The 18,268-nt window shown below is 70.1% G+C and carries 16 protein-coding genes; all 16 read right to left on the bottom strand.

All coding sequences use genetic code 11. The features are described from left to right. Positions 1–161: 161 nt before the first annotated feature. Positions 162–743, bottom strand: a complete 582-nt coding sequence (locus tag LPA41_RS17565) for a TetR/AcrR family transcriptional regulator (protein ID WP_229071550.1) — start codon at positions 741–743, stop codon at positions 162–164. Then, a complete protein-coding gene (locus tag LPA41_RS17560; RefSeq protein WP_229071548.1) occupies positions 740–1,939 on the bottom strand; it encodes an acyl-CoA dehydrogenase family protein in 1,200 nt (399 codons plus the stop codon). The genes LPA41_RS17565 and LPA41_RS17560 overlap by 4 nt, the downstream gene beginning before the upstream one ends. Further along, positions 1,939–2,919, bottom strand: coding sequence for a phosphotransferase family protein (locus tag LPA41_RS17555; RefSeq protein ID WP_229071546.1), 981 nt, complete (start codon positions 2,917–2,919; stop codon positions 1,939–1,941). Before LPA41_RS17555 ends, LPA41_RS17560 begins: the two co-directional genes overlap by 1 nt. Continuing rightward, the gene (locus LPA41_RS17550) at positions 2,916–3,689 is read right to left on the bottom strand and encodes an SDR family oxidoreductase (RefSeq protein ID WP_229071543.1); all 774 of its coding nucleotides are present in this window, start codon (positions 3,687–3,689) and stop codon (positions 2,916–2,918) included. Before LPA41_RS17550 ends, LPA41_RS17555 begins: the two co-directional genes overlap by 4 nt. Continuing rightward, entirely contained in the window at positions 3,686–4,432 is a 747-nt protein-coding gene (locus LPA41_RS17545) for an SDR family oxidoreductase (RefSeq protein WP_229071541.1), read from the bottom strand. The genes LPA41_RS17550 and LPA41_RS17545 overlap by 4 nt, the downstream gene beginning before the upstream one ends. Before the next feature lie 46 nt (positions 4,433–4,478). Then, the gene (locus tag LPA41_RS17540) at positions 4,479–5,744 is read right to left on the bottom strand and encodes an ABC transporter substrate-binding protein (RefSeq protein WP_229071539.1); all 1,266 of its coding nucleotides are present in this window, start codon (positions 5,742–5,744) and stop codon (positions 4,479–4,481) included. Continuing rightward, positions 5,741–6,775 (bottom strand): branched-chain amino acid ABC transporter permease, encoded by a 1,035-nt coding sequence (locus LPA41_RS17535; protein ID WP_229071537.1) that lies wholly within the window; start codon positions 6,773–6,775, stop codon positions 5,741–5,743. Before LPA41_RS17535 ends, LPA41_RS17540 begins: the two co-directional genes overlap by 4 nt. Then, positions 6,772–7,650, bottom strand: coding sequence for a branched-chain amino acid ABC transporter permease (locus LPA41_RS17530; protein WP_229071535.1), 879 nt, complete (start codon positions 7,648–7,650; stop codon positions 6,772–6,774). The genes LPA41_RS17535 and LPA41_RS17530 overlap by 4 nt, the downstream gene beginning before the upstream one ends. Further along, the gene (locus LPA41_RS17525) at positions 7,650–8,369 is read right to left on the bottom strand and encodes an ABC transporter ATP-binding protein (protein ID WP_229071533.1); all 720 of its coding nucleotides are present in this window, start codon (positions 8,367–8,369) and stop codon (positions 7,650–7,652) included. Before LPA41_RS17525 ends, LPA41_RS17530 begins: the two co-directional genes overlap by 1 nt. 194 nt (positions 8,370–8,563) lie before the next feature. Further along, entirely contained in the window at positions 8,564–9,259 is a 696-nt protein-coding gene (locus LPA41_RS17520; RefSeq protein ID WP_229071531.1) for an ABC transporter ATP-binding protein, read from the bottom strand. Positions 9,260–10,474: 1,215 nt separating this feature from the next. Further along, on the bottom strand, positions 10,475–11,101 hold the full coding sequence (locus LPA41_RS17515; RefSeq protein WP_374238171.1) for an alpha-ketoglutarate-dependent dioxygenase AlkB: 627 nt from the start codon (positions 11,099–11,101) through the stop codon (positions 10,475–10,477). Between the two features lie 404 nt (positions 11,102–11,505). Continuing rightward, entirely contained in the window at positions 11,506–12,498 is a 993-nt protein-coding gene (locus LPA41_RS17510) for a succinate dehydrogenase/fumarate reductase iron-sulfur subunit (RefSeq protein WP_229071526.1), read from the bottom strand. Then, positions 12,495–14,390, bottom strand: a complete 1,896-nt coding sequence (locus LPA41_RS17505) for a fumarate reductase/succinate dehydrogenase flavoprotein subunit (protein WP_229071525.1) — start codon at positions 14,388–14,390, stop codon at positions 12,495–12,497. Before LPA41_RS17505 ends, LPA41_RS17510 begins: the two co-directional genes overlap by 4 nt. Positions 14,391–14,400: 10 nt before the next feature. Next, positions 14,401–15,195 (bottom strand): hypothetical protein, encoded by a 795-nt coding sequence (locus LPA41_RS17500; RefSeq protein WP_229071523.1) that lies wholly within the window; start codon positions 15,193–15,195, stop codon positions 14,401–14,403. A 199-nt stretch (positions 15,196–15,394) separates the two neighbouring features. Continuing rightward, positions 15,395–16,828 (bottom strand): TldD/PmbA family protein, encoded by a 1,434-nt coding sequence (locus LPA41_RS17495; RefSeq protein ID WP_229071521.1) that lies wholly within the window; start codon positions 16,826–16,828, stop codon positions 15,395–15,397. Continuing rightward, positions 16,825–18,261, bottom strand: coding sequence for a TldD/PmbA family protein (locus LPA41_RS17490; protein WP_229071519.1), 1,437 nt, complete (start codon positions 18,259–18,261; stop codon positions 16,825–16,827). The genes LPA41_RS17495 and LPA41_RS17490 overlap by 4 nt, the downstream gene beginning before the upstream one ends. Between the last annotated feature and the right edge of the window lie 7 nt (positions 18,262–18,268).

Below are 18,268 nucleotides of genomic sequence, written 5' to 3'. Positions count from 1 at the left end.
GGGCCCAGCGCAGCAACGTCGCGCGTTCCTCGTCTGACAGCGTCAACGGTGCGACAGGGCGCCCAGTCCTTGGCATCTCACCACGCTACACCACTTATCAGGCGAATTTGTGGCGCAGGACACTAGCAGATCAACATCTCGCCAGGGCGGACCGGGGCCGGTCAGGCCGGGGTCAGCAGTGCCGTGACGGCCCGTTGCAGCGCCGCCCGGGAGGCCTCCACCGACATCTCCATCACGTCACGCCAGGTCGACCAGGTCGGCCACTGGCTGATCGAGGTGAGGGCGTTCAGCAGTTCCTCGTCCTGACCGATCTCGGTCGCGAACGTCTCGGTGAGTTCGTCGCGGACCCGGGCCACGTGCATCCTGCGGTAGTGCTGGAGCCCGGCCGAGAAGGGTTCCTTCAGTGCCGAGGCCCGTGCCGCCGGACCGATCTCCTCCAGCAGCCGGGCGCGTTGCTCGCAGTACGCGGCGATCCGGTCGGCCAGCGGCAGGCCGGCCGGGATCGGACGGTACGACGTGTCCCGCTGCTCCAGGACGCGCTGACCACTCGCGGTCATCAGCGCTTCCATGTCCGCGAAGTGGCTCCACAGCGCGCGCAGCGAGACTCCGGCCAGCTTGGCGATCCGGTCGGCGGTGGGCCGCAGGTCGCCTTCGCTGATCAGCCGGAGGTGGGCGTCGACGATCGCGTTGCGGGTCCGTTCGGAGCGCGCGGTGCGACCGTCGACGCGGGGTGGTGTGGTCACGAAGAACTCCGGTATCGCTTCAGCTCGCGGTGCGCCAGTGACCGTTTGTGGACCTCGTCCGGACCGTCGGCGAGTCGTAGCGTACGCGCGGACGCCCAGAGCGCCGCGAGCGGCGTGTCCTGGCTGGTCCCGGCCGCGCCGTGCGCCTGGATCGCCTTGTCGATGATCCATTCCACGGTGGATGGCACCACGATTTTGATGGCTTGGATCTCGGTGTGCGCGCCCCGGTTGCCGACCGTGTCCATCAGCCAGGCCGCCTTGAGCACCAGCAGCCGGGCCTGTTCGATCCGGACGCGGGACTCGGCGATCCAGTCCTGGACGACGCCCTGCTCGGCCAGCGGTTTGCCGAACGGGCTGCGGGTCAGCGCCCGGGTGCAGAGCAGTTCCAGGGCGCGTTCGGCCATGCCGATCAGCCGCATGCAGTGGTGGATCCGGCCGGGGCCGAGGCGGGCCTGGGAGATGGCGAAACCGCCGCCTTCCTCGCCGATCAGGTTGGTCGCCGGTACGCGTACGTTCTCGAAAAGGATCTCGGCGTGCCCGCCGTGGTCCCCGTCGGTGTAACCGAAGACCGTCATGCCGCGTTTGACGGTGACACCGGGGGTGTCCCGCGGGACCAGGATCTGGCTCTGCTGCACGTGCCGCGCGGCGTCCGGGTCGGTCTTGCCCATCACGATGAAGATCTTGCAGTTCGGGTTCATCGCGCCGGTGATGTAGAACTTGCGCCCGTTGATGACGTACTCGTCGCCGTCGCGCTCGATGCGGGTGCCGATGTTCGTGGCGTCGGAGGACGCGACCTGCGGCTCGGTCATCGCGAACGCGGACCGGATCTCGCCGGCCAGCAGTGGCTTCAGCCATGTCTCCTGCTGCTCGGGGGTGCCGAACTCGGCAAGCACCTCCATGTTGCCGGTGTCCGGTGCGGCGCAGTTCAGCGCGGCCGGTGCGATGCCCGGGCTGCGGCCGGTGATCTCGGCGAGCGGCGCGTACTGGAGGTTCGTCAGACCGGCACCGTGTTCGCCGGGGAGGAAGAGGTTCCAGAGACCGGCCTCCTTCGCGGCGGCCTGCACCGGGGCGAGGGCGGCGGGCGGTTCCCAGCCGTCGGTGTGGAACGAGGACTCGAGGGGGTAGACGTACTCGTCCATGAAGGCGAGCAGCCGTTTGCGGTAGTCCTCGGTCTTCGCGTCGAACTCGAAGTCCATCAGTGTCCTTCCAGCGCTCGGTGGCCCTGCTCGACGAGCTCGGGCACCATGGCGCCCACCGTGTCGAAGCCGGCGCCGACGGTCTGACCCTTGGTGTATCGGTAGTGCACGCCCTCGAGGATGACGGCGAGCTTGAACGCGGCGAAGCCGATGTACCAGTGCAGGTCACCGACGTCCCGGCCGCTGCGCTCGGCGTAGCGGGCGGCCATCTCGTCGAGACTCGGATGCCCGGCCAGGTCGGTGGGTGCGATCGGCCGGCCGTCCCGGAACAGCAGCGGCCGGCCGGCGTAGACCAGCATCAGGGCCAGGTCGCTGAGCGGGTCGCCGAGGGTGGACATCTCCCAGTCGAGGACGGCCCGGACCGCCAGGTCGTCGCCGATCAGCACGTTGTCCAGGCGGAAGTCGCCGTGCACGACCGCGCCCGGTCCACCGGCCGGGATGTCGGTCGCGAGCCGGGCGTGCAACTCCTCGATGCCGATGAGTTCCCGGCTGCGCGACGCGTCGAGCTGCTGCTTCCAGCGGCGCACCTGGCGGGCGTTGAAGCCCTCCGGCCTGCCGAAGTCGCCGAGGCCGATCTTCTCCGGGTCGAGGGAGTGCAGGTCGGCCAGGGTGTCGACAAGCCGCAGCGTCAGCGCGCGGAGATCCACCGATTCGAGTTGGGCGGCGTCCCGGTAGATCGTCCCGTCCACGTGTTCCATCAAGTAGAAGGGCGCGCCGAGAACCGTGGTGTCCGTGCAGAGCAGTACGGGCCGCGGCACCGGGAACCCGGCGGACGACAGGGCGGACAGCACCCGGTGCTCCCGGGTCATGTCGTGCGCGGTCGGCAGCACGTGCCCCAGCGGCGGACGCCGCAGCACCCACCGGTTCGTCCCGTCGGTGACCGCATAGGTCAGGTTCGACCGCCCGCCGGCGAACATCGTGCCGGTCAGCGGCGGACTGTCCAGGTAGGCCTGCAGGGCCGTCAGGTCCAGGCCCTTCACTTGGCGCCTTCGAAACCACGCTGCATCTTGTTCATGCCACCCAGCCAACGGTCCGGATCGGTCGCGCGCAAGCGGTAGAACTCGGCGACCTCCTCGTGCGGCAGGATCAGGAACCCGGTGCCGCCGAGTGCCGCGGCGACCTTGTCGGCCACCTCCTCGGGCGCCAGCGCGCCCTGGGCCAGCAGCGCGGCACTGCCACTTCCGTCGGCGTTGCCGCGGGTCAGCATGTCGGTGCGCACGCCCTGCGGGCAGAGGGCCTGCACGATCAACCCCCGATGGGCGTACGTGGCCCGCAGCCACTCGGCATAGGCCAGGGCGGCGTGTTTCGTCACCGAGTAGGTCGCGCTGCCCAGCAGGGACAGCAGACCGGCGGCGCTGACCGTGATCAGCAGGCGCTTCGGTTCCCCGGTGTCCAGCCAGCGGGGCAGCAGGGCCCGGGTGACGTAGACGTGTGACATCACGTTCACGCCGAAGTCGCGCTGCCACTGCGCGTCGGGGGTGTTCTCGTCGCCGGAGGACAGCACGCCGGCGTTGGAGCAGAACAGGTCGATCCCGCCCAGTTCGGTCCAGGCCGTCTCGACCAGGTTGCGGACGTGGTCCTCGTCCGCCGCGTCGCCGGGCACGGCGAGGCCGCCGATCTCATCGGCCACCCGGTTCGCCGCGTCCGCGTCCAGGTCGTTGACCACGACCCGGGCGCCGTCCGCGGCGAACCGGCGGGCCAGGGCGGCGCCGATGCCCCCACCGGCGCCGGTGACGACGATCCGTTTCACTGCACGCTCCCGGTGAGGGTGATGCCGCCGTCGAGGACGATGGTCTGCCCGGTGATCCAGGCGGCGTCCGGCGAGCAGAGGAACGCGACCGTGCCGGCCACGTCGTCGGTGGTGCCGAGCCGGCCCAGCGGGTACGTGGCGGCCACCTGTTCCTCGCGCCCCTCGTAGAGCGCGGTCGCGAAGCGGGTCTTCACGACCGCCGGGGCGACCGCGTTGACCCGGATCTTCGGGGCCAGTTCGAGGGCGAGTTCCTCGGTGAGGTGGATCAGGGCCGCCTTGGTGGTGCCGTAGAACGCGATGCCCGGCGCCGGGCGCACCCCGGACACCGAGGAGATGTTGACGATCGAGCCGCCGGTGTCGGCGAGTCCACCGCGCAGCGCTTCCTGCACCCAGCCCAGCGTGCCGATCAGGTTGACCTCGGCCATCTTGCGGGCGGCGTTCAGGTCGAGGGTGGCGAGCGGCCCGTACGCCGGGTTGATCCCGATGTTGTTGATCAGCGTGGTGACCGGGCCGAACCGGTCCCGGACCGCGTCGATCACGGCGGTCCGATGTGCCGGGTCGTCGCCCTTGCCGGCGACGCCGATCGCCACCTCGGAGCCGCCGAGCTCCTTCACGGCGGCTTCGAGGGCGTCGGCGTCGCGGCCGGTCACGGCGACTTTCGCGCCTTGGGCGACGAAGCGTTGCGCGATGGCGAACCCGATTCCCCGGCTGGCTCCGGTCACGATCGCTACCTGGTCCGCCATCGTCCGACCTCCTGGAAGTGTTGTATTTGCAGAGCAAGTGCAGATATTACGCGGCCGGCACACCGTTGGACGGAGGTGTCACGGCGGTGGCCGTGTGCGGCGCGACCGGGCCGTCCTTGTCGTCGGTGGTGTAGGCGCTCCCGAAGAAGACCGCCTTACCGCCTTCGATCCTGGTGAGCTGCGTGCCGCCGTACCCCGCGTGATCCGTCGCTGAGAAGCGCAGCGGAACCAGACCCGGCCCCTGGAAGCCGTTCTTCTTGACCGCCTCGACGATGCCGTCGCGGGTCAGGTCCTTGCCGGCGGCCTGCAACGACTGCACGAACAGGTACGCCACCGACATGCCGTAGACGACGTTGTTGTCGAACTCGGCGCCACCGTTGTGTTCCGTGTTCACCTTCTTGAACAGCTGGATCCACGGGTTGGCCTCGTCCGTGCTCAGCGGCAGGTAGTTCGCCGCCACCAGGCCCTCCATCAGCGGGGCGGCAGCACCGAGGGCCTTGCCGACGGTGGTCGGGTCGGCGCCCACGTTGCTCACCACGAACTGCGGCTTGAAAGCGATCTTCGCGGCCGTCCCGATGGAGAGCGCGGTGAACCCGGGGATGGTCGCCAGCACGACGACCTCGCAGCCGGCGCCCTTGAGCGCGCCCATCTGCGGCCCGACGTTCGGGTTGCTCGTCACGTAGGTCTGCTTCGCGGCGACCGCGCCGACGACCTGCTCCAGGCCGACCAGGGCGTCCCGGCCGAAGTCGTCGTCCTGACCCAGGAAGCACACCTTCTTGCCGGCGTGCTCGTCCTTCACGTACGTCCCGAGGATCTTGCCCTCGACCGTGTAGTCCGGGTTGAAGCCGAACGTGTTCGGATACTTCTCCGGCTGGTTCCAGCTGCGGCTGCCACTGGCGACGAACAGGTCCGGCACCCGGTTGGTCTTGAGGAAGTCCAGGACGCCGGTGTGCGTCGGCGTGCCCAGGCCGTTGATCAGCGCGAACACCTTGTCCTGCAGGACGAGCTCGCGCACCACCTGCTGGGTGTTCGCCGGGTTGTAGCCGTCGTCCTTGACCTTGTAGGTGATCTTCCGGCCGTGGACGCCGCCGTTGGCGTTGACGAAGTCGAAATAGGCCTTGGTGGCCGGCGAGATGCTCGCGTACCCGGCCGCGGCCGGGCCGGTCAGCGGCATGTGGGTGCCGATCACGACCTCCGAGTCGGTCACGCCCGGAACATCGGCGCCACCGGTACCGCCGTCGCCGTCACTGCTGCTGCAGCCCGCGGCCAGCAGCACCATGGCGGCGACAAACGTCGTCGCGGTGCGTTTCATCGTGTCCTCCTGAATCTGCGGATGAGGGTGTTGCCGGTTGATGCGATGCCGCCCGGGGCGGCGAGCATGACGACGATGAGCACCACGCCGAAGACGACCAGGGCGAGGTTGCCCTCCAGCCGGTGCGAGCCGGTCTGCTCGGCGATCGACTGGGCGAACGTGGGCAGGGCGACCAGCAGGACCGCGCCCCAGAGCGCGCCGAACAGGCTGCCCAGCCCGCCGATCACGATGGCCATGACCAGGAAGAGGGAGAGCGTCAGCGGGAACGCGCCCGGCGAGACGCTCTGCGCGAGCACGGCGAACAGGGCGCCGGAAAGGCCGGCGCCGACCGCGCTCACCACGAACGCCAGCACCTGGGTACGGGCGATGTTGATGCCGGCCAGCTTCGCGGCGGTCTCGTCGTCGCGGACCGCCCGCAGCTGCCGCCCGAACCGGCCCCGCACGAGCAGCGCCAGCGTCAGCACCGTGAGCAGCGCACCCGCCCAGCAGACCCAGACCTGCCAGCGTTCCATCGGGATCGTGCCCGGCGGCGGGTCGAGCATCACCGACAGGCCCTGATCGCTGTTGAAGGTCCCGTCGAACGTGCTGGTCACCGACGGGACCACGATCGCCACCGCGAGCGTGAGACCGGCCAGGTAGGGACCGCGCAACCGGGCCGCCGCCAGCCCGATCACCGCGCCGGCCAGCGTGGTCACCACGATCGCCGTGACGAAGCTGACGGGCATGCTGAGCCACTTGTTCTGCGCCAGCGTGAACGCGTAGGCGCCGGTCGCCATCAGCGCGCCGTGCCCCAGCGAGAGCTGCCCGTTCAGTCCAGTCAGGACGGTCAGGCCGGCGGTCACGCAGAGATAGGCGCCGACCGTCGCGAGCTGGTAGTTCCGGAACGGCGGGAGCGTGTAGCTCAAGATCAGGATCAGGATCGCGCCGGCCACGACGATCAGGACCGGGGCGAGGCGGCGCCCGCTACGCGTCTTCTGCGAGACGCTCGCGGGTACGGGATCCGTGCCCACCTTCGTCTTCATGTCGGTCATGCCACCCTCGCTCTCGAACTGGAGAAGAGCCCGCCCGGCTTCCCGAGCAGAACCACGACGAGCAGCAGGAGTACGGCCATCGGCGCGACCGTCGGCTCCACATAGCCGCTGACGTACGACAGCAGCAGCCCCACCACGAGCCCGCCGGTGACCGCACCGATCGGGCTGTCCAGGCCGCCCACCACCGCGGCGGTGAACGCGGAGACGAAGACGACGTCCATCGCGGTCGGGTGCAGGCCCAGCTCGGTGGGCACGACGAGCATCCCGGCGAGCGAACCCACCGCCGCGGCGAGCGCCCAGCCCAGGGTCAGCATCCCGCCGACCGAGACCCCCAGCAGCCGCGAGACGTCCGGCGCGAACGCCGCCGCCCGCATGCGCAGGCCGATGGCCGTACGCGTGAAGAGAAGCGTGAGAACCAAGACCACCGCGCCCACCGCGGCGAAGACGAACAGGTCGTACCGGGAGAGCATCGCGACGCCACCGACCTCGAACGCGTCCCGGCTGAACGGCGTCTCCACCGGCCGGAACTCGTTGCCGTAGATGATGCCGAGCACGCCCTGGATCACCAGGACCAGGCCGAGCGCCACGACCACGCCGTTCAGTGGCGACGAATGATCGACGAAGCGCATCACCACCCGCTCCACCGTGACGCCGAGCACCAGGCCGGCCAGCAGCGCGACACCGAAACCGAGCCAGTAGGACCCGGTCGCCGACGTGATCGAGTACGCCGCGTAGACGGCCGCGACAGCCATCGCGCCCTGCGCGAAGTTCACGATTCGCGCGGCACGCCAGATCAACACCAGGGACAGTGCGAACGCCGCGTAGACCGCGCCCCGGCTCAGCCCGTCGAAGGTCAGATAGATGAACTGGCTCATCAGAACCCCAGATATGCGTGACGGAGATCGGCGTCGTCGCGCAGCGCCGCGGCCCGGTTGCGGGTCACCACCCGGCCGAGGGCGAGAACCACGCCCTCATCGGCGACGGAGAGCGCGCTGCGGACGTTCTGCTCCACGAGCAGAACCGCGAGACCGGTACGTTCCCGCAGGTCACGCAGGAGCGCCATGATCTGCGCGGTGATCTTCGGAGCCAGACCCAGCGACGGCTCGTCGAGCAGCAGCAGCCGCGGCCGGCCGACCAGGGCCCGGCCCAGCGCCAGCATCTGCCGCTCGCCGCCGGACAGCTGGTGCCCGGCGAAGGCACGCCGTTGTGCCAACGCCGGGAACAACTCGTACACCTCATCGAGGGCACGTCTCGCGTCGGCTTGATCGCGCCGCCAGAGACCGCCGAGCCGCAGGTTCTCGTCGACGGTCAGTTCGGTGACCACGCCACGCCCCTCCGGGACGTGCGCGATCCCGCGACGCACCATCTGCTCGACCTTGGTGGTCCGCAGGTCCGCGCCGTCGAAGACGACCTGGCCTCCGGTGCTGCGGACCAGGCCGGAAAGGGTACGCAGCAGCGTCGTCTTGCCGGCCCCGTTGGCGCCGAGCACGGCCACGATCTCTCCGGGTTGGACGGTGAGGTTCACGTCGTGCAGGACGGGCGCCGCGCCGTACCCGGCGGTGAGGCCTTCGACCCGCAGCAGTGCGCTGCTCATGTCGTGTCTCCTGCCATCGACGTCTCCTCCAGGGTTTTCACGAAATTTCGGGTATGGCGAACGAAGCCGGCGCAGGTGGCCCGGCTTGCGGTTTGGTCGTCAGGTTTTGCGCGGAGCCCCGCGGGGTGCCTCGCGTTCGTACGGGGTGCCTCGTGTTTCGCGGGGTGCCTCGCGTTTCGCGGGGTGCCTCGCCTTTATGCGGGGGTGCCGAGGTATGCCTCGGTGACCCGTTCGTTCTGGCGGATCTCATCCGGGGTGCCGAGCGCGATCGGCTTCCCGAAATCAAGGACCAGGATCTCGTCGCAGACCGACATGACCAAGTCCATGTGGTGCTCCACCAGCAGCACCGTGGTGCCGACCTCTTTGATCAGGCCGCCGAGCCACTGGATCTCGTCGGCGTCCAGCCCGCCCGCCGGTTCGTCAAGCATCAGGATGCGCGGCTTGGCGACAAGCGCCCGTGCCAGCTCGATCCGCTTCCGGATCGCATAGGGCAGAGCGCCCGGAAAGGTCGGCGCATACCGCGCCACACCGCACCTCTCCAGCGCCGCGAAAGCCTCTTCCTCGGCGCGGCGCCCATGGACGCCGACCATCACGTTCTCCAGCACGGTCATGCCGGCGAACTGCCCGACACCCTGCAGGGTCCGCGTGATCCCGAGCCGGCTCAGCTGGTGCGGCCGAGGCCGCCAAGGCCGCCCGTCCAGTGTGAGGGACCCCTCCGACGGCGGCACGAAGCCACAGATGACATTGAAAAGCGTGGTCTTGCCGGCCCCGTTCGGCCCAATAACCCCCACGATCCGCCCCGGCGCCACGCGCAGGGAGACATCGTCAAGAGCAACCAGACCGCCGAAGCGGACAGTGATGTTGTGCAGGGCGAGATCGTCTGTTGCCATGGACACCTCCCGGACCGGTAAAAGTCCTGTGTGGAGTGATGGTCAACTATTTACACTAGGAGTGTAACTTTCTCGCCGTCCGCGTCAACCACTTGCAATGCCCCTGTTACCGCAGGATTTCCCCGCAGCTCAAACCCCCTCCCACCCACACCGGCCGCCATGGCACCCCGCAACCTTCCGCAGCCGCCCCTTCGCCGTTCCCACCCACCTGGCCCTCTCGCCGCTCCCCGCCCGGCACGCTCCCCGCAGCCCGACCCACGCTCGCCCGCGTCAAGCTCTGCGCCGCCGGCCGCTGACGTTCATGCCCTGGCGCCGGGCGCGGGCTGAGGTCGCCCTGTCCGCCGCAGCGGTCTCCCGCTTCAGCCGGGCGCGACGCTGAAGTCGTCCGGCCACCGAGGCCTCCCGCCGGCCTCGGTGTGCGGGTCTCGAGCATCGTGGGCATCGCCGCCACCCCATCCGGGCGCCCTCGGCCCACCGCGAGTTACCGGCATGGCGCGAGGTGACGCGAACGAGATCGCCCCGATCGCCGCCCCGGCCGCCGCCCCGGGCCGCTGCACCTCGGATCGCCACCCAGGCGATACTGCCTGCGCATCAACGCGGCGTCCCCTCGGATCCGACCCCGGCGGCACCCGGACGGGCCGTCGATACCGAAATGTTGATCTGCTAGCGCTACGAAATCGCTGTGATCATGGACCTGAAACCGCAATTTCGCATCGCGTGCAGATCAACAACGCCGCGCGGACCCACCGCAGCGGGTCGCGGCTGGTCATCCACCGATCACAAGGGGCCGGGAGCGCGGAACACCACGCCGCGCCCGTCCGCCTCGCGCGGCGCGTCTCGAGTGCAGGTGGATGGGGCCGATTTGTCCGGAAGGTCGACAGGCACAAGATCGTGTGCACTCTGTGGAGTCGCCGAGGGTGCGGCTGGGGAAGCCGGAGACGGGGAGCGCTCACCTGCTGGCGGCTACCGGGCACCGAGTCTGCCGGCGGCTACCGGGCACTGAGTTTGCCGGCGGCTACCAGGCACCGAGTCTGCCGGCGGCTACCGGGCACCGAGTCTGCCGGCGGCTACCGGGCACTGAGTTTGCCGGCGGCTACCGGGCACTGAGTTTGCCGGCGGCTACCGGGCACTGAGTTTGCCGGCGGCTACCGGGCACTGAGTTTGCTGGCGGCTACCGGGCACCGAGTCTGCCAGCGGTTGACCCGGTAGCTCCCATTAGGCGACGCCGCTGGGGCGGAACTGGACGCTGACCCGCGGGCCGACCGGGCGGGCTGTCTTGGGGATGGCGTGTTCCCAGGTTCGCTGGCAGGAGCCGCCCATGACGATGAGGTCGCCGTGGCCGAGGGGGAACCGCAGGGTTTCGTGGCCGCCGGCTCGGGGGCGCAGGGTCAGGTTGCGCGGGGAACCGAAGGAGACGATAGCGACCATGGTGTCGTGGCGGCTGGAGCGGCCGTGGGTGTCGCCGTGCCAGGCGACGCTGTCCCGGCCGTCGCGGTAGAGGCACATGCCCGCGGTGACGAACTCTTCGCCCAGTTCGCTCGCATAGTGGGCGTTCAGCAGCGATTTCGCCTCGGTGAGCGCGGGGTGGGGCAGGGTGTCGCCGCCGCCGTACCAGCGCAGCAGGCGAGGCACGTCCACGACGCCGTCGTACATCTTGCGTCGTTCGGCCCGCCAGTCGATGCCGAGAAGGGTTTCGAAGACGGAGTCGGATCCGCGCATCCAGCCGGGCAGCACGTCCACCCAGGCGCCCGCGGTCAGCCGGTGCCGGGTCAGGCCGTCGAGCGGGGCGAGTGTCACGGCCGGCCGGTCCGGCCCGGCCAGCAGAGACGGGCCCGGAAGCACGGACACCAAGCCGGCATGGTCTCCCGGCCACCCGCCAGGCCCACCGGACGAATCGCCGGAAGAACGCGAATAGTCAGAAGCAGATGAATCGCGGTAAGCAGGCGAATCGCGGTAAGGGGGCAAGTCGCGCAGGGGAGGCGAGGGCGGCGACCCTGCCCCCGCGTGACCTGACGCGACCCGCAGTCCCGCGTCGCCCGATATGTCTCGCGCCCCCGCGCCGCCCGAGGCTGCCCAAGCCTCGGCGTCGCCCGAGGCGGCCCTAACCCCGAAGTCCCTCGAGGCATCCCGCGCCGCAGTGCCGCCCGAGGCATCCCGCACCGCGGCGCCGGCCGGGGCGGCAAGCAGGTCGAGCATGGAGGGCTGGTAGCTGCTGCTCATGGGGCCATGCTAGTACAGGCGTTCGATCAGCGGTCCTTCTCCGGTGATGGATGGTTGTAGACGATTTCCTCCGGCGGCAGGGGGAAGGTGATGTCTTCGCCGAAGGGGGAGGGGCCGCCCTGGATGGGGGCGGACAGCTCGGCGACGTCCATGTGGCCGTCCGGGCCGACGGGGGCGTTCTCGGGCAGGCGGGCGCTGGAGAACGGGGTGCCGGCGGCGACGCCGGTGACGCCGACCGAGGAGGTGGGTGCCATGGATTCGGAGGATTCGAGCTGGTCGCGGCGGAAGATTTTGCGGCCGAGCCAGGTCAGGGGGTCGTAGCGGCGGTCGACGACGCGTTCCTTCATCGGGATGATCGCGTTGTCAGTGATCTTGATGTGTTCGGGGCAGACCTCGGTGCAGCACTTGGTGATGTTGCAGTAGCCGAGGCCCTGGTGGGCCTGCGCGTGTTCCTTGCGGTCACCGCGTGCGTCAAGCGGGTGCATGTCGAGCTCGGCCGCGCGGATGAAGTAGCGCGGGCCGGCGAACGCCTCCTTGTTGTCCTCGTGGTCGCGGACCACGTGGCAGGTGTTCTGGCAGAGGAAGCACTCGATGCACTTGCGGAACTCCTGGCTGCGTTCCACGTCGATCTGCTGCATCCGGTAGTCGCCGGGGGCGACGCCGGCAGGCGGGGCGAAGGCGGGCGTCTCCCGGGCCTTCTCGTAGTTGAACGACACGTCGGTGACCAGGTCCCGGATGACCGGGAAGGTGCGCAGCGGCGTGATCGTGATGGTCTCGTTCTCGGTGAACGTCGACATCCGGGTCATGCAGCCCAGCCGCGGCTTGCCGTTGATCTCCATGGAGCAGGAGCCGCACTTGCCGGCCTTGCAGTTCCACCGGCAGGCCAGGTCGGGTGTCTGGGTGGCCTGCAACCGGTGGATGATGTCGAGGACGACCTCGCCCTCGTTCACCTCGACCTCGAAGTCGCGCAGGTCGCCGCCGGTCGCGTCACCGCGCCAGACGCGGAAGTGGCGTTTCATTCTGCCTCCAACTCGGCCAGTTCCTCGTCGGTCAGGTATTTCGAGAGCTCGGAGCGGTCGAAGAGGTCGAGCAGCTCGCTGCGCATCCGGGGGACCGGTTTGCGTTCCAGGTGCACTTCGCCGGTCTCGTCGATCGAGCAGATCAGGTTGATCCGGCGCCACAGCGGGTCCATCTTCGGGAAGTCCTCGCGGGTGTGCCCGCCACGGGACTCCTCGCGTTCGAGGGCCGCCTTGGCCGTGCACTCCGAGACGACGAGCATGTTGCGCAGGTCGAGGGCGAGGTGCCAGCCCGGGTTGTAGCGGCGGCCGCCCTCGGCTGCCACGTTGGCCACGCGCAGCCGCAGCTCGTGCAACCGTTTCAGCGCGTCGGTCAGTTCGCCCGCGCGGCGGATGATGCCGACGAGGTCGCCCATCACCGCTTGAAGATCTTGCTGCAAGGTGTACGGGTTCTCGCCCGCAGTCCGCGCCAGAGGGGCGAGGGCCACCTCGACGGCGGCCGCCACGTCCACTTTCGCCGGCTTGGGCCGTTTGTCCAGCGCGTCGACGTAGGCCGAGGCGTGCTCGCCGGCCCGTTTGCCGAAGACAAGCAGGTCGGAGAGGGAGTTGCCGCCGAGCCGGTTGGAACCGTGCATCCCGCCGGAGACCTCACCGGCCGCGAACAGGCCCTGGACGTGGCCGGCAGCCGCACCCGAGTCGGGGTCGACCTCGACGCCGCCCATCACGTAGTGGCAGGTGGGACCGACCTCCATCGGCTCCTTGGTGATGTCGACGTCGGCCAGCTCCTTGAACTGGTGGTACATCGACGGGAGCCGCCGGACGATCTGCTCGGCCGGTAGGCGGCTGGCGATGTCCAGCAGGACGCCACCGGCCGGACTGCCCCGGCCCGCCTTGACCTCGCTGTTGATGGCCCGGGCCACCTCGTCACGGGGCAGCAGTTCGGGCGGGCGGCGGTTGTTGTCGGGGTCCTCGTACCACCGGTCGGCCTCGTCCTCGGTCTCCGCGTACTGCTTGCGGAAGACGTCGGGGACGTAGTCGAACATGAAGCGCTTGCCGTCGGAGTTGCGCAGCACGCCGCCGTCGCCGCGGACCGACTCGGTGACCAGGATGCCTTTGACACTCGGCGGCCAGACCATGCCGGTCGGGTGGAACTGGAGGAACTCCATGTTGATCAGGGTGCCGCCGGCGCGCAGGGCGAGGGCGTGGCCGTCGCCGGTGTACTCCCAGGAGTTGGAGGTGACCTTGTAGCTGCGGCCCACCCCACCGGTCGCCAGCACCACCGCGGGCGCTTCGAAGAGCACGAACTCGCCGGACTCGCGGTAGTAGCCGAACGCGCCAGCCACCCGGTCGCCGTCGAGCAGCAGCTCGGTGACGGTGGTCTCCTGGAAGACCCGGATCCGCGCGTCGTAGCTGCCGGTCTCGGCGTAGTCCTCCTGCTGCAGCGAGACGATCTTCTGCTGGAGGGTGCGGATCAGTTCCAGGCCGGTCCGGTCGCCGACGTGCGCCAGCCGCGGGTACTCGTGGCCGCCGAAGTTGCGCTGCGAGATCTTGCCGTCCTTGGTCCGGTCGAAGAGGGCGCCGTACGTCTCCAGCTCCCAGATCCGCTCCGGCGCCTCCTTGGCGTGCAGCTCCGCCATCCGGAAGTTGTTGAGGAACTTGCCGCCGCGCATGGTGTCCCGGAAGTGGACCATCCAGTTGTCGCGCGAGTTGGCGTTGCCCATCGCGGCGGCGGCCCCGCCCTCGGCCATCACCGTGTGTGCCTTGCCGAACAGCGACTTGGAGATGATCGCGGTGCGTTTGCCGGCCAGCCGTGCCTCGATCGCCGCACGCAGGCCGGCGCCGCCGGCGCCGATCACGACGACGTCGTACAGGTGTCGTTCGATCGCGGTGGTCATCGCGGGCCCCTCAGTTGATGATGCGCAGGTCGGAGTACCACCCGGCGGCGAGACCCATGATGTAGAAGTCGGTCAGCGCGAGGGTGGCGAGCGTGATCCAGGCCAGCTGCATGTGCCGGGTGTTGAGCTTCGAGACGAACGTCCACACCTGGTAACGCACGGGATGCTTGGAGAAGTGCTTGAGGCGGCCGCCGGCGATGTGCCGGCAGGAATGACAGGACAATGTGTACGCCCAGAGCATGATCACGTTGACCCAGAGGATCACGTTGCCGAGTCCGAGACCTGTCGTCTGCGCCACCACCGCGTCCCACGTGTTGAGCAGTGAGATCAGCACGGCGGCGTAGAACGCGTACCGATGGGCGTTCTGGAAGATCAGCGGGAACCGGGTCTCGCCCGAGTAGTTCTTGTGCCCGTCCGGCACGGCGCAGGCCGGCGGTGACAGCCAGAACGACCGGTAGTAGGCCTTCCGGTAGTAGTAGCAGGTCAGCCGGAAGAGCAGCAGGAACGGCAGGGACAGCGCCGCCTCCGGCACCAGCCAGAAATCGGGCAGCGGGGTGCCGAACTCGGCCGCCGGGCCGCACCTGTCCGTGAGGCAGGGCGAATAGAACGGTGTGAGGTAGTGGAACTCCTCCACGAAGAACCACTTGTGCATGAAGACGCGGACCGTCGCGTAGGTGACCCAGGCGCTGAGGCCGACGAAAGTGATCAGGGGGGCGAGCCACCATCGGTCGGTGCGCAGCGTGCGCGCCGTGATCGCCGCGCGGGCCCGCCCGCCGCCGCCCGGCTGCGTTGCCGTCGTCGTCATTCCATCTCCTGAAGGTGCCATTCAGATCGCGGACGGCCGGGATCGGACACAGCGGTGCCCCACCTCAGCCGTCGCGAGGCGACAGTGATGTGGGGCACACGTTACGCCGAAGGTCCGACACTTCGCTGGGCGGGGATGCGAAGTGGACCACAACCAGTCCATCCCGGATCACTTAGATGATCACTGATGGGATAAGCGATCAGCCGGAGGCGTTCCCGGTCACGTGCCAGCCGGCCAGGTGCAGGGCGGGCGCGGCGTACCGGGCGCGGCCCCAGGACTCCGGCAGCAGCACCGACTCGCGGCCGATGCCCAGCACCCGGCCCGGGCCGAGCGCCTGCGGGTAGGACTGGGTGAAGCGGAGATTGCCCACCGCCGCGACGATCTCGCCGCCCTCGATCAGCCAGACGCCGTTGCGGGTCAGCCCGGTGACCACGAGGCTCTTCGCGTCGAGCACCCGGGTGTACCAGAAATCGGTGATCAGCAGGCCGCGGGTGACCCGGCCGACGAGCGGCCGGGCCGACTCGGCGATCGGGCCGGCCGGCGCCGCACCACCGGCCGGCGTCGCATCGGCGGCCTCCAGGCGCAGATGGCCCGCGGTCGGACCCCACGAACGGGAGGCCGGCGACGCGTGCCCGGTCGACCCGGTGCCGGCCTGCGCGGCCGAGGTGCGGTCGTGGGTCACCGCGGTCGTCACACCGTCCCGGACCAGGACCAGCGAGCGGCACGGCGTGCCCTCGTCGTCGAAGGGCAGGCCGGGCGCCGGTTCGCCGCGGCTGCCGAGCGGCTCGTCCACGATGGTCACGGACGGGTCGAACTGCTGCCGGCCCAGTTCGGCGAAGCTCTGCCGCTGCGCGAACGCCTTGCCGTTGAACCCGAACGTGGCCAGGTTCTCCAGCAGATCCTTCACCGCGTCCGGTTCCAGCACCACCTCGTAGTGCCCGGCCGGCAGCTCGACCGGCGCACGGGCGGCCCGGGCCTTCGCCGCGGCCCGGGCGCCGAGCACCGCGCCGTCGATGCCGGACAGCCGGGACGAGGCCAGGCGGGCCACCCCGTCGGCGCCGCCGGACCGGGCGATGCCGTCCATCGCGGCCTCCACGGTGCGGCCCTCGGCGGACTGCCCGGCGCTGTTGGCGAACGCGGCCGAGGTGTAGACGGTCCGGCAGTACCCGGCCGTCTCCAGCCCGCCGGCCGCGTCCACGAAGTCGCGGACCCGGGCGGCCCGCTCCGCGGGGTCGGCGCGGGCGGTCGCCTCGTCGAAGCCGAACTCCAGGCCGGAGGTCTCGCCGGAGCCGTGGTGACCGGCCGAGAGGTGCAGCGCCGCCGGTGGGGTAAGTCCCGGCCAGGCCGGGTCGGCGGGGCTCACCCGGGCCGCGGCAAGGGTCCGCTCGACGAGCGCCCGCAGGCCGTCCGGGCCGGTCACGGTGGTGGAGCCCCCGGTGGTACGCCCGTCGACGTGCAACCGCAGCCGCACCCCGGTGGTCGCGTCCGCCACGTTCTGGTGGATCGCCGAGTTGGCGAACCGGGTCAGCGCCTCGGCGTCGTGCCGGACCAGCACCTCGACCTCCGCCGACCGGCCCGCCAGCTCCCGGACCAGGTCGACGACCTGCGCCGCCACGTGCGACTCGGCGCTCATCCGCGGACACCCACCCGTACGCCGGTGAAGCGTGCCGGAGCCGCCGGATGCCCGGTGTGCCCGATCTGGCCGGGCTGACCCTTCCCGCAGTTCGGCGTGCCCCAGGCGACGGTCTCGGAGGAGAGCATGTCCATCGACTGCCAGAACCGGGGACCGATCCCGGTGTAGGTCGGGTTGCGCACCATCCGGCCCAGTCTCCCGTTCTTGATCTCGTAGCCGATCTCGCAGCCGAACTGGAAGTTCAGCCGCCGGTCGTCGATCGACCAGGACCGGTTGACGTCCATGAACACGCCGTCGGCGGTCTCCGCGACGATCTCGTCCAGGGTGTGCGGGCCGGGTTCCAGGCCGACGTTCGTCATCCGGACCATCGGCAGCCGGGACCAGCCGTCGGAGCGGACGCTGCCGGCGTAGTCGAGCCCGGCGACCGCGGCCGAGTCGCGCCCCGCCAGCACACCCACCCAGATGCCGTCGCGCACCGCGTGCCGCTTCGCCGCCGGGGTGCCCTCGTCGTCGAAGCCGAAGCTGCCGAGGGCACCCGGGAACGACGGGTCGACGGTGATGTTCATCAGCTCGGAGCCGTAGCGCAGCGAGCCGAGCCGGCTCAGGTCGAGCCAGCTGGTGCCCGCGAACGCCGCCTCCCAGCCGAGGATCCGGTCGAGCTCGATGGCGTGCCCGACCGACTCGTGGATCTGCAGGGCGAGTTGCTCGCCACCGAGCACCAGCGTGGTCTCGCCGGTCGGGCAGAGCGGTGCGGTGAGCAGCGCCCGCGCCTCCTGCGCCATCCGCGGCGCGTTGCCGACCAGGTCCAACTCCTCGACCAGCTCCCAGCCGCGGGTGCCGAACTGGCCCCGCCAGGACGGCCAGGACCGCCGCTGGATCTCACCGTCGCCGAACGCGCTGGCGCTCACACCGGCGCCGCACTCCCGGATGTGCTGGTCGATCCGGTGCCCCTCGCTGGAGACGAACCATTTGCGGGTGTCCCAGACGGAGTAGTTCGCCTCGGCCAGGTCGGCGCCGGCCTCCTTGGCCGCGGCGGTCGCCCGGACCAGCAGGTCGCCCTTCTCGGCCAGCGGCACACCGAGCGGGTCCCGCACGCACTCGTTGGCCCAGCTCGCCTCGACGGCTCCGGCCGGGACCAGGCCGACCGGGGACCCGGCGACGGAGGCGCTGGCGGCGGCGATCCGGGCGGCGCGCCGGCCGGCCAACCGGGCGGCCGGACCGGAGAGCTCGGGTACGGCGTAGAAGCCCCAGCCGGAACCGACGAGCGCCCGGACACCGAGGCCCGCGCTCTCGTCGAAGCCCAGGTCCTCGACGTCGCCGTCACGGGCGGACATCGCCTCGGTGCGCCGCACCATGACGCGGGCGTCCGCATAGCGGGCTCCCGCATCGAGCGCGGCCTGCACCGCCGCGCCGGCTTCATCGAAGTGGGTCATGAACCGA

It is taken from the genome of Actinoplanes sp. DH11, from assembly GCF_020873875.1.
GTDB lineage: Bacteria > Actinomycetota > Actinomycetes > Mycobacteriales > Micromonosporaceae > Actinoplanes.
This window is presented reverse-complemented; position numbering and strand designations above follow the sequence as displayed.